Below are 12,106 nucleotides of genomic sequence, written 5' to 3' on the forward strand. Positions count from 1 at the left end.
CCGCGCATGGTCGCCATAGACCGTGCGCATCTGGCCCGGCCATGACTTGGTCAGGCACAGATTGCCCGAGGTCTCGCCGTCCAGCGTCTTGCCGTCGGCATCGACGATCTCCGGCACCACGCCGAAGAACGGCCGTGTCGCCGAACCGGGCTTCAGCTTGGTCGCGCCGGGCAGCGGCGTGATCAGGATGCCGCCGGTCTCGGTCTGCCACCAGGTGTCGACGATCGGGCAGCGGTCGTCGCCGACCACGCGGTAATACCATTCCCAGGCTTCCGGATTGATCGGCTCGCCGACCGAGCCGAGCAGGCGCAGCGATTTGCGCGAGGTCTTCTTCACCGGCTCGTCGCCGCCCTGCATCAGCGCGCGGATCGCGGTCGGCGCGGTGTAGAAGATGTTGACCTTGTGCTTGTCGACCACGTTCCAGAAGCGCGAATTGTCCGGATAGTTCGGCACGCCCTCGAACATCAGCGTGGTGGCGCCGTTACAGAGCGGCCCGTAGAGAATGTAGCTGTGGCCGGTGACCCAGCCGACGTCGGCGGTGCACCAATAGATGTCGCCGTCGTGATAATCGAACACGTATTGATGCGTCATCGACGCGAACACGAGATAGCCGGCCGAGGTGTGCAGCACGCCCTTCGGCGTTCCGGTCGAGCCCGAGGTGTAGAGGATGAACAGCGGGTCCTCGGCATGCATGTGCTCGGCCGGGCACTCCGTCGTCACCATGGCGGCGGCCTCGTGATACCAGAGGTCGCGCGTTGGGTTCATGTCGATCTTGCCGCCGGTGCGCTTCACCACCACGACCCAGTCGACGCCGCCGGAATCCTTAGAGTCGATCTTGGCGATGGCGGCATCGACATTGGCCTTCAGCGGCACTTTCCTGCCGCCGCGCAGGCCCTCGTCGGCGGTGATCACCACCTTCGAGTCGCAATCCTTGATGCGTTGTGCGAGGCTGTCCGGCGAGAAGCCGCCGAACACCACTGAATGGATGGCGCCGATCCGCGCGCAGGCCAGCATGGCGTAGGCCGCTTCCGGAATCATCGGCAGGTAGATCGTGACGCGGTCGCCCTTCTTGACGTTCCGCGTGCGCAGGATGTTGGCCATCTTGCAGACTTCGTCGTGCAACTGGCGGTAGGTGATTTGCTTGGATTCGGAGGGATCGTCGCCCTCCCAGATGATCGCGGTCTGGTCGCCGCGCTTGTCGAGATGGCGGTCGATGCAATTCCAGGCGACGTTCAGCACGCCATCCTCGAACCATTTGATCGAGATGTTGCCGGGCGCGAAGGAGACGTTCTCGACCTTGGTGAAGGGCTTGATCCAGTCGATCCGCTTGCCGTGCTCGGCCCAGAAGCCGTTCGGGTCCTTGACCGAGTGCGCGTACATCTCGCGATATTTGGCGTCATCGATATAGGCGCGCTTGGCCCAGTCGGCCGACACGTCATAGATTTTCTCGGACATCATTTTCCTCCGCTCATTGCCGATCGCGCACGACGCGACGGCAAGCCGTCTTGATCATTGCCGCGATTATGCGTTGCCGCATTCCGGCCCGGCAAGGAAAAAGGACTGTCACTTTCGTCGCGTGAAGCCGTCGGATAGTCCGCCGGCTTCCGCTTTTGACAAGACGGCTTACCGCAACGCGTCGACGAGAGAAACCTATGCGCCATCGCGTGCTCGGGGTCACTGGTCTCTTGGTCGTAGTGGTGTCGTTCTCTGCGCCGTTCGCCGCCACCGCAGCAGTGTCGCGTGCGATACGCTGACGCCGATTTTGATGGTCGGCTTCAGGTACAAGTGAACGAATTGTCGGACGCTGCCGCGACGACCTACGTCAACACGTTTGTGACCGCGTAATCCTTGGTTGCGGCCAGCGGTTGGACGGGCCCGTGGCTGCCGAACTCAAGCCGCGCCCCGGCGAGAGAGCAGCGCGCGAAAGGGCAAGGTCACTGACCTGATCTGGGGACCGCGGTGAACCCAAGGCGGTGTTCAAACGCCGGTTTTCGGCACCGCGCTCGCGTCATTTTGTCCGATCCCGGGCAGTCCAAAATCAACGTTAGCGGGCGAATGGCACCCATGAAAGGTAATTTGATACCTTCAATAACTGATTCGCGACTCGCAATGTCGGCTCCGACGCCCTAAATCGCCAAACCGAGGCCGGACGGCCCACCGGAACGAAGCCCGAAGCAACGGCATTACCGGGAGAACAGCGGAACAAGGCGTCTTGCGAGAATGATGGATCAGCAGAATATCGCGGCTGTGCGGCCCGTTTCCGCCGATCCCGCTGTCGCCTTGGCAAAGGCACTGGGCCAGTGGCCAAAGCAGACGCCACGCGCAAAGCTGCGATCGCCGTCAACGCTTAAACTCGACGCCCCCGCCGCCATCAGAACAACGGTTGAAGAACTGGCGCGCGATCTGGGCCTGCGGCTCGGCGACCAGAACGAGCTGACTATCCGCCGCATCAAGCGCGGCAAGACCTATTCATTCGTCCGTGCCAATGGCTCGCGGGTCCGCGATGCGCGGACGATCCGCCGGCTGCACGCGATGGCCGTTCCGCCGGCCTACCGCCAGGTGCGCTATTCCAGCGATCCGAGCTCGCATCTGCAGGCGGTCGGCCGCGATGCGGCGGGCCGGCTGCAGTATCGTTATCACGCCGACTGGGAGAAGGTTCGCGAGCAGCGCAAGGCGCATCGCCTGGCCAAGCTGGTGGCCGCGCTGCCGAAGATCCGGCGCAAGGTCTCGGCGTTTCTGTCCGGGGACGAGCCGACGCGCGAGTTCGCGCTGTCGGCGGTGATCGAGCTGATCGCGCGCACCGCGATCCGGCCCGGCAACGAATCCTATGCGCGTCTCAACGGCACCCGCGGCGCCACCACGCTTTTGAAGTCCAACGTCACGCTGGAAGACGACTCCCTGGTGCTGACCTTCAAGGCCAAGGGCGGCAAGGCCGTGCGCAAGGAATGCGACGCGGCCAAGCTGGTGCGTGCGATCGGCATCCTGCGCGGCGTCCCGGGCAAGCGCATGTTTCAGTATTACGACCGTTCCGGCGTGGTGCGGGCCGCCTCGACCACGGCGGTGAACGCGTTCCTGCGCGAGATCGCCGGCATCAAGATCTCGCTGAAGGATTTCCGCACCCTGATGGCGTCGGCCGTCGTCGTGGAATCGCTGTCGCGGATCACGCCGGCCACCAGCCAGCGCGGCCGCAAGCGCCAGGTGCTGGATGCGATCCGCGCGGCCGCCGACCAGCTCTCCAACACGCCGGCGATCTGCCGCAAGAGCTATGTCCACGACACCATCGTCACCGCCTTCGAGGACGGCATCCTCGAACGCTTCGCCGCGACGATGGGAGGCTACCGCACCCAGTCCAAGCGCGAGCAATTGCTGGCGCAGGTGGTGATGGCGGCCGGGGCGTAAGGTCCGCAACCCCGTCGTCCCGGCGAAGGCCGGGACCCATTACCCCAAATATTGATTGCGGAAACGAGCTGGAGCCACAGCGCGCTCCAACAATGCTCGCCTGTGGTTATGGGTCCCGGCCTTCGCCGGGACGACGGTAGAGTTCGTGGAACGCTACAGCCCGCCCATCTTGCAGACGTACTTCCATTCCTCTGATGTCACCGGCTGCACCGAAAGCCGCGAATATTTCACCAGCGCCATATCGGCGAGCTTCTTGTCCGCCTTGATCGCGGCCATCGTCACCGGCGTCTTCAGCGGCTTGTCGGCCTTGATGTCGACGCAGACGAACTTGCCGGTCTTGTCGGTCGGGTCGGGATAGGCTTCCTTGATGATCTCGGCGATGCCGACGATCTCCTTGCCCTCGTTGGAATGATAGAAGAACGCCTTGTCGCCCTTCTTCATGTTGACGAGATTCTGTCGGGCCGTGAAGTTGCGCACGCCGGTCCAGGCTTCGCCCTTCGCGCCCTTGGCGACCTGATGGTCCCATGACCAGACCGACGGTTCGGATTTCACCAGCCAGTAATTCATCGCAACTCACCCCGTTCGATTGCGCCGCAATCTACAGCGACGCGGATGCCCGCGACAAGCACGGGCACCCGATCCAGAGCGTTTTCAAGCGAAGTGGATGCCGGTTCGCGTGAAGAAAACGCGTCAAATCAAGAAGCGCGGCACCTACTGTTTCAAATATCGATCGAAGAACCTGGCGATGTCGGTGAACGCCTCCTTCGTCTCGGGCGCGTCGACGTTGAACTGGTACTGCGCGTGCGACTGCCCCTCATAGACATTGAGATCGGCGATCACGCCGGCGCGGCGCAATTTGCGATGCGTGCGAACCGTGTTGCTGAGGAACAGATCGCGCGTGCCCGACGTCAGGATGGTCGGCGGGAAGCCCTTGAAGTCACCATAGATCGGCGAAATGTAGGGATTCTTCAGGCTGGTGCCGTTTGCATAAAGCCTGGCCGCGCGGCCGAGCCAGCCGTCCCAGGTCACCAGCACATTGTCGACCCATTGATTGCTCGCGTAGCTGTCGCCGATCTTGTCGATATCGGACCAGGGCGTGCCCGGCGCGATGGCGGCCGGCAGTGGCAGCTTCTCGTCCTTCGCCCGCAATACCATCGCAAGCGTCATCGCCCCGCCGGTCGAGGTGCCGAAGATCGCCAGCCGGCGGTGCTCGTGCGATTTCAGCACCTCCTTCCAGACCGCCATCGCGTCGTCCATCGCGGCAGGATAGGGGAAGTCCGGCGGCATCCGGTAGTCGACCGAGATCACCTTGAAGCCGCCAAAGCCGGCCATCATGATGGCTTCCGGCAACGCGGCTTCGCCGGGGCCGAACACGTAGCCGCCGCCATGGACGTGGATCAGCAGGCGCCGCCTGTTCTCGAGCGCGATCTTGTTCGGGGTGACGATGTAGCAGTGCACGCCGGCAAGCTTGGTTTCCTCGACCTTGACGCCGAGCTTCGCCTTCAGCGCCGGAACACCCGCGATCAGAAGCTTGGCGCGGCGATCGATCAACTCCTTCCATTCCGCCGGGGTCTTGGGGTCGGCATTGAAATGCGGCGGATAGGGCGCGCCGATCATTGCCTGCATCTCGGCAGACACGTCGGCGACTGGATTGCCGATCGATTTGAGCGGCGCGACCCGCTTGCCGTTGTCGGCATTGGCGGCGGCCTCGCTCTTGGCAAGTTCGTCGTAGGAGGTTGCGGTCTGGGCGTGGGCGATAGTGGATGAGGCGGTGAGGGCGACGGCGAGGCTGATCGAAAGGATGGCGCGATGCGATCGACGCATGGGTTTTCCCTTGGGATCCGTTTTTCGATTTGTTGGACCGGGATCCGACGGTTCGCCGCCACGCTAGTACGGCGCGCAAGGATCGTGAAGCTCCGCCACGCGCGACCGTGATGTGCGCTACTCAGCCTTGAATCGCCGCTTCAGCAGGCGTCGATTGTTCTGAGATCTGGAATGGTCTCTGCTGAAATCTGGCGATTGTGCCAAGACGTATTTCTGTGAACGGTGCCGGCTCATCATGCAGGAGACCACATGCTTCTGAATCGCCGCACTTTCACGGCCTTGACCGCAGCTTCGCTCGCGACGGCGGCAGTGCTGCCGCACCGGGCGCGCACCGCGGGCCGCTCGTCATTCAAGGCGATCGCCTTCGACGGCTTTCCGATCATCGATCCACGTCCGGTGTTTGCGCGGGTCGAGGAGATGTTTCCGGGCAAGGGCGCCGAGCTGAGCGCTTCCTGGCGCACGCGGCAGTTCGAGTACGGCTGGCTCAGGACCCTTGGCGGACGCTACGCCGATTTCTGGCGCGTCACCGAGGACGCGCTGGTGTTCGCGGCCACGGCAATGAAGATCGAACTGTCATCGGAGCAACGCGACCGTCTGATGCAAACGTATCTGGAGCTCAAGGCGTGGCCCGACGCTGAGCCCGCGCTCCGGCAGCTTCGTGACGCAGGCGTCCGCATGGCGTTCCTGTCCAATCTCACCGCACCGATGCTCGATGCCGTCATCAGCAACTCCCGGCTTGAGGGGCTGTTCGAGGCTCACCTCTCGACCGACAGGGTTCAGGCCTTCAAGCCCGACGCCCGCGCCTACCAGATGGGCGTCGACGCGTTCGGGCTGCGCAAAGAGGAGATCGTCTTTGCGGCGCTCGCGGGCTGGGATGTGGCTGGAGCGAAGTGGTTCGGCTATCCAACCTTCTGGGTCAATCGCAGCCATGCGACCGTCGAGGAGCTTGGCGTCGTGCCCGACGGAACGGGATCCGGATTGAACGATCTCGTCGCCTTCGTGACCGGGTGATGTGCGTTACTCGGCCTTGAACGGCCGCGTCAGCAGGCCTTCGATCGCGGCATCGACGGTCAGCCGGTCGCTCAGGATCGCGGCGACCGCGTTTGACACCGGCATGTCGACCTTTTGCGCGGCGGCGAGCTCGCACAACACCGGTGCGGTGAACGCGCCTTCGGCGAGCTTGCCGATCGGTGCGGCTTCACCGCGCCCGAGCGCGAGGCCGAGCGCGAAATTGCGCGATTGCGCGGTCGAGCAGCTGAGCAGGAGATCGCCCAATCCCGACAGGCCTGAGAGTGTTTCGGTGCGGGCGCCGCAGGCGCGGCCCAATCTTGCGAGCTCGCTGAAGCCGCGTGTGGTCAGCGCAGCGAGCGCGGAGGCGCCGAGATTTTTGCCAACCACGATTCCGGCGGCGATCGCCAGCACGTTCTTGGCCGCGCCGCCGATCTCGACGCCGCGCACGTCGGTGGTGTGATAAGGCCGGAACGTCGCCGAGCCGAGCGCCTGGACGAGCGCGCGTGCGAGCGCTTCTTCGCTGGTGGCCAGCGTTACGGCGGTCGGCAGTCCGCGTGCGACGTCGTCGGCAAAGCTCGGCCCCGACAGGATCGCGGGCACGGCGCGCGGCGCAGCTTCCGCGATCACCTCGGTCATGAATTTATGCGTGCCGTGCTCGATGCCCTTGGCGCAGGCGACGACAGGCGTGTCGGCTTTGAGATGCGGCGCAAGATGCCCAACCGCCGCGCGCAAATGCTGCGCCGGCGTCACGGCCAGGATGATGTCAGCGTGTGCCGCGGCGGCGATATCGGACGTCACGGCGATGCCGGGATGAAGCTGGACACCGGCCAGCCGCGGGTTGACCCGCGTCGCCTGGATCTGCGCGGCATGCTCGGCGTTGCGCGCATACAGCGTCACCTTGCGTCCGGCGCGCGCCGCGACATCGGCCAATGCCGTGCCCCAGGCGCCGGCACCGATCACGCTGACTGACATATGCGCGGGCATCGGAACCCTTCAATATCCGGCGCGGCTGTTGGCGTAGCCGGCCGGCGCCTTGGCGTTGGCATCGAGCAGCCAGCGCGCGCGCGGCGGCGCCTCCATCGTGTCGGTGAGGCCAAGCGCCATCCGCTCGGCACCGGCCCAGGCGATCATCGCGCCATTGTCGGTGCAGAGCGCGGGCGGCGGGATGATCAGCGTGGTCTGCGCCTTCGCCGCGACCTCCTGCAGCGCGCTGCGGATGGCATGGTTGGCGGCGACGCCCCCGGCCGCGACCAGCGCGCGCGGCGTGCCGAACCGCTCCTGAAACAGTTTTAGGCCGACGCTCAAGCGGTCCGCGGTCGATTCCAGCACCGCGGCCTGGAAACTCGCGCAGAGATCGCTGACGTCCTGCGGCTCGAGCGGCTCCAGCCGGCTGGCTTCATTGCGCACCGCCGTCTTCAGTCCCGAGAGCGAGAAATTCGCATCGGGGCGGCCGAGCATCGGGCGGGGAAAGGCAAACCGCGTCGGGTCGCCGCCGGCGGCCGCGCGCTCGACCTCCGGTCCGCCGGGATAGGGCAGCGACAGCATCTTCGCCACCTTGTCGAACGCCTCGCCCATCGCGTCGTCGACCGTGGTGCCGAGCCGCACATATTCACCGACGCCGACCACGGCGACGATCTGGGTGTGTCCACCCGAGGCCAGGAACAGGCAGTAGGGAAACGCCAGCGCGCAGGTCAGCCGCGGCGTCAGCGCGTGCGCCTCGAGATGGTTCACCGCGATCAGGGGCGTATCGTGCACCATCGCGATCGCCTTGGCGGTGGTGAGACCGACGATCACGCCGCCGATCAGGCCGGGTCCCGCGGCTGCGGCGACCGCCGACAATTGTCGGTAGCCGACGCCGGCCTCCTTCATGGCGGAGGCGACGATGCCGTCGAGCAGGTCGACATGGGCGCGCGCCGCGATCTCCGGCACCACGCCGCCGAAGCGGGCGTGCTCGTCGGTCTGCGAGCGCACGACGTTGGAGAGGATTTTCGCCTGCCCGTCAGCCTGGCGCTCGACCACGGCGGCCGCGGTTTCATCGCAGGTGGTCTCGATCCCCAGCACCAGCATCGGTGGTTCGTGTCCCAATTTCGGTCCTTGTGCTACGAGCATGATCCGGACAGGCCGGAACCGGTTTCCGGCAAGACGATGCTCATCAAAACGTCCGCTCCGGGGTAGCATTGCGAGGTCTTAAAGTGCAATCGGTCGCCAACGTCCAATTTATACGGCTGGAGGCCTAAAACCCTGACAATCCTTGTCACACGACCGCATCCGGACAATGACGCGACGCTCGCGACGCTGCGCCAGCGCGGCTTTGACGCCCTGTCGGCACCGGTGCTGCGCTTCGAGCCGGTGCCGTTCCGCGGCGACGACAATGCGGATTATGATGCCGTCATCCTGACCAGCGCCAATGCGCTGCGCGCGGTCGATCTCGCTACCAGCCCGTTGTTGCGGCTGCCGCTGTTTGCGGTCGGCGCGCACACCGCCGATGCGGCGCGCGCCGCGGGTTTCGACAAGGTGATCGTGGCGAAGGGCGATGCAGTCTCGCTGCGCAATCTCGTGCTCGCACGGGTCAAGGCCGGCGAACTCGAGGCATCGGCGACGCTGCTCTATCTCGCCGGCGCCGACCTGTCGCGCGATCTCGCGGGCGAGCTCGGCGAGCGCGGGCTCAGCGTCGTCACCCACACCACCTACCGGATGGCGCCGGTGGCCGGCTTTCCAAGGGAAGTCAGCGACGCCTTCATGGCGAACCGGATCACCGCGGTGCTGCACTATTCCCGCCGCAGCGCGCAGGCCTTCCTGGACACGGTCCGCGCCGATGGAATCGAGATTTCGGCGCTCGCTTTGCCGCAATGCTGCATCTCGGCGGCCGTCGCCGCGGTGCTCCATGACGCCGGCGCGACCAATGTGGTGGTGGCGGCGCGGCCCGACGAAAACGCCCTGCTGGAGGCGCTCGGCCGCACCCTGCGGCCGTGACCGGAATAATTCTTTCGTTTGACCATGATGTTAGGCAATGCTCGGTTATTCGGATCGTGCTCTAAGAACCTGGGCCGATTCTGGTAGAGTATGCGGCCAGCAGTTTTGAGGACCCCCGCGATGGCTGAAGAAAGGCCAGACGACCCAGGATCTTCGCCGGATTCCCGGCCCAAGCGCGCGCCGCCGACCATCGATCTTCAGGCGACCGAAATCTCCAGCGAAACGCCAAAGACGGAGGGGGCCGAGGAAGCCGCCAAGGAGGCTGACCGGGATGCCGGCCAGGATGCCGGCAGGGCGTCTGCGGACGCGGCGACGCCTGAGGCCGAGCCCCAGGGCGACGCCGCACCGCAAGCCGAGCCGCAGCCCGAGACCGCCTCCGCGGCGCAGGACGCCGAACCGGCGCGGCCGGTGTCGCCCTGGGTGGTGGCGCCGGTGTCGGGTGCGGTCGCCGCGGCGCTGGTGATCGGGGTTGGCTGGCTGCTCGGCTGGCCCGTCGTGCAGCCGGTCCCGGCGCCGCAACCCAATGCCGCCATCGACCAACTCGGCACGCGCCTGAGTGCGCTGGAATCGAAAGCCGGCAGGCCGGTCGCGCCGGCCGCCGATCCCGCGGCGACGGCGCGGCTGGAGGCGCTCGACAAATCGATCGCCGCACTGCGCACCGAGCTCGCCGCGACGCGGGCGCAATCCGACAAGCTTGCGGCGGCCGTCAATGACGCGAAAGCCGCGCCGCGCGATGGCGCGGCCGCGCCTGATCTCTCCGGCATCACGGCGCGCATCGACAAGGTCGAAGGCGCGGTGAAGGCGCAGGGCGCCGCGATCGCCAGGCAGGACGGCAAGATCGCCGACACCAAGGCCGAGGCGAAGGCCGACGATGTGCCGCTGCGCCGCGTCGTCGCGGCATCGCTGCTGGACGTCGCCGTGCGTCACGGCGATCCCTATGCCTCCGCGCTCGAGGCCGCGAAGGCGCTGTCGGATGATGCCGAGGTGCTGAAGCCGCTCGAGACGTTTGCGAGGTCAGGCGTGCCGAACCCGAACGCGCTGTGCCGCGAGCTGATCGAGATCGTGCCGAAACTTGCGCCGCCTCCGCCTGAAGCTGCGGCGGCCAGCGCCGGGCTGGTCGATCGTCTGAAGGCCGGTGCCTCCACGCTGATCCAGATCGAGCGGACCGACGGCACGGGGACCGATCGCGGCAGCATCGTCGCGCGCGTGACATCGGCCGCCCTGCATAATGACCTTGCATTGACCGAGCGTGAATTGAAGTCGCTGCCGCCGGCGGATCGCACGGCGGCGCAAGCCTGGCTCGCCAAGGTGGACGCGCGCCGCGCCGCGCTCGACGCGTCGCGTAAATTTGCCGACAACGCCATGGCGGCGCTCGCCACGGTCAACCAGTAAGTCTTTGCAATAGGTCTTTGATGATCCGGATCATTCTGTTCCTGCTGCTGATCGCGCTCGCTGCAGCGGGTGCGGCCTGGATGGCCGATCAGCCCGGCGATCTCGTGCTGAATTGGGGCGGCTTGCGGCTGACGTCCAAGCAGCCGATGTACCTGCTCGGCCTCGTCGTCGTCGCCGCGATGATCGCCGGCGTGATCCTGCGCGGGCTCTGGAAGATTCCCGGGCACATCCGCCATGGCCGGCGCGAGCGACGCCACGCCCGCGGCCGCCACGCCATCACGCAAGGCCTGCTCGCGATCGGGCATGGCGATTCCGCAGGCGCCCGCGCGCATGCCGAAGTGGCGCGGCGACACGCCGCAAACGATCCGCTGGCGCTGCTGCTGCACGCGCAATCGGCGCAGCTCGACGGCGATCGCGACGGCGCGCAGCGCGCCTTCCGCGCCATGGCCGAGCGCGAGGACACGCGGCTGCTTGGATTGCGCGGTTTGTTCATCGAGGCGCAGCGCGCCGACGATCCGGTGGCGGCCGTGATGATCGCCGAGGAAGCGCTGAAAATGTCGCCGTCGTCGTCATGGGCCTCGCATGCAGTGCTCGGCTTCTGCTGCGCCAAGGGCGATTGGGCCGGCGCGCTGTCGATCATCGACAACAACCAGAGCGCCGGATTGATCGACAAGGCGACCTATCGGCGGCAGCGCGGCGTGCTGCTGACGGCACGCGCGCTGGAGTTCGAGACCGTCGATCGCGATCTGTCGCGCTCGAGCGCGATGGAGGCGGTCAAGCTGGCGCCGACGCTGATTCCGGCCGCCGTGCTCGCTGCGAAGTTCGAGAGCGAGGCGCATCAGGTGCGCCGCGCGATGCGCATCGTCGAGACCGCGTGGCTGGCGCAGCCGCATCCCGAACTCGCCGACGCCTATTCGCATGTGCGGCTCGGCGATTCCGCGCGGCAACGCCTGGTGCGGGTCGAGACGCTTGCGGCGAAAACGCCTGGCCATATCGAGGGCGCCCTGGCGATCGCGCGCGCCGCGATCGACGCGGCTGAGTTCGCCAAGGCGCGTGCGGCGCTGGAGCCGTTTATCGCGGCGCCGACGCAGCGCGTCGCGCTGTTGATGGCCGAGATCGAGCGCACCGAGCATGGCGACAGCGGCCGGGCGCGGGCCTGGACCTTGCGCGCGGTGCGCGCGCTGCACGATCCGGTCTGGACCGCCGACGGCTATGTCGCGGACCGCTGGCGTCCGGTCTCGCCGGTCACCGGCCGGCTCGACGCCTTCCAATGGCAGACGCCGGTGGCGGCGCTCCCGTCCGACAAGGGCCATGCCATCGAGCCCTCGCCGTTCGAGGAGGCCATGCTGGCGCCGCGGCGGGTCGAGCTGCCAAAGGAACTGCCCAGCGAGCCGGTGGACGCCAAGCCGGCTGAGCCGGTCGAGATCAAGCCGGTCGAGATCAAGCCCTTGGAGCCGGCCGCGCCGCCCGTGCAGGACAACGCCCCGCTGCCGGCGGCCATCGAGGT

The 12,106-nt window shown here is 66.4% G+C and carries 10 protein-coding genes; 5 read left to right on the forward strand and 5 right to left on the reverse strand.

The genetic code is table 11. From position 1 onward, the window contains the following. On the reverse strand, positions 1 to 1,455 hold a 1,455-nt coding region (gene acs / locus AC1VNY_RS41250), incomplete at its 3' end, for an acetate--CoA ligase (protein WP_482409486.1). Positions 1,456 to 2,220: 765 nt separating this feature from the next. Here acs and AC1VNY_RS41255 point away from each other — a divergent pair. Beyond that, positions 2,221 to 3,399 (forward strand): DNA topoisomerase IB, encoded by a 1,179-nt coding sequence (locus AC1VNY_RS41255; protein ID WP_016844862.1) that lies wholly within the window; start codon positions 2,221 to 2,223, stop codon positions 3,397 to 3,399. Positions 3,400 to 3,552: 153 nt separating this feature from the next. On the opposite strand, the gene AC1VNY_RS41260 is transcribed toward AC1VNY_RS41255, so the two are convergent. Together AC1VNY_RS41260 and AC1VNY_RS41265 are read right to left on the reverse strand one after the other, a co-directional pair. Further along, entirely contained in the window at positions 3,553 to 3,966 is a 414-nt protein-coding gene (locus AC1VNY_RS41260) for an EVE domain-containing protein (RefSeq protein WP_137484147.1), read from the reverse strand. Between the two features lie 144 nt (positions 3,967 to 4,110). Next, positions 4,111 to 5,223, reverse strand: a complete 1,113-nt coding sequence (locus tag AC1VNY_RS41265; protein ID WP_482409487.1) for an alpha/beta hydrolase — start codon at positions 5,221 to 5,223, stop codon at positions 4,111 to 4,113. A 249-nt stretch (positions 5,224 to 5,472) separates the two neighbouring features. On the opposite strand from AC1VNY_RS41265, the gene AC1VNY_RS41270 reads away from it, so the two are divergent. Continuing rightward, positions 5,473 to 6,234: a haloacid dehalogenase type II gene (locus tag AC1VNY_RS41270; RefSeq protein WP_482409488.1), complete on the forward strand. Its 762-nt coding sequence runs from the start codon at positions 5,473 to 5,475 to the stop codon at positions 6,232 to 6,234. A gap of 6 nt (positions 6,235 to 6,240) precedes the next feature. On the opposite strand, the gene AC1VNY_RS41275 is transcribed toward AC1VNY_RS41270, so the two are convergent. Then, positions 6,241 to 7,218 (reverse strand): NAD(P)H-dependent glycerol-3-phosphate dehydrogenase, encoded by a 978-nt coding sequence (locus tag AC1VNY_RS41275; protein ID WP_482409489.1) that lies wholly within the window; start codon positions 7,216 to 7,218, stop codon positions 6,241 to 6,243. A 9-nt stretch (positions 7,219 to 7,227) separates the two neighbouring features. Continuing rightward, positions 7,228 to 8,301, reverse strand: coding sequence for a tRNA (adenosine(37)-N6)-threonylcarbamoyltransferase complex transferase subunit TsaD (gene tsaD, locus AC1VNY_RS41280; RefSeq protein ID WP_028342060.1), 1,074 nt, complete (start codon positions 8,299 to 8,301; stop codon positions 7,228 to 7,230). Positions 8,302 to 8,475: 174 nt separating this feature from the next. Here tsaD and AC1VNY_RS41285 point away from each other — a divergent pair, with 174 nt between their 5' ends. From AC1VNY_RS41285 to AC1VNY_RS41295, 3 genes are all read left to right on the forward strand, one after another. Next, positions 8,476 to 9,207, forward strand: a complete 732-nt coding sequence (locus AC1VNY_RS41285) for a uroporphyrinogen-III synthase (RefSeq protein ID WP_482409492.1) — start codon at positions 8,476 to 8,478, stop codon at positions 9,205 to 9,207. Between the two features lie 120 nt (positions 9,208 to 9,327). Then, entirely contained in the window at positions 9,328 to 10,599 is a 1,272-nt protein-coding gene (locus tag AC1VNY_RS41290; protein WP_482409490.1) for a COG4223 family protein, read from the forward strand. Positions 10,600 to 10,619: 20 nt separating this feature from the next. Then, positions 10,620 to 12,106, forward strand: a 1,487-nt coding sequence (locus AC1VNY_RS41295) for a heme biosynthesis HemY N-terminal domain-containing protein (RefSeq protein ID WP_482409491.1), incomplete at its 3' end; no start/stop codon positions are given.

It is taken from the genome of Bradyrhizobium ferriligni (assembly GCF_056837965.1).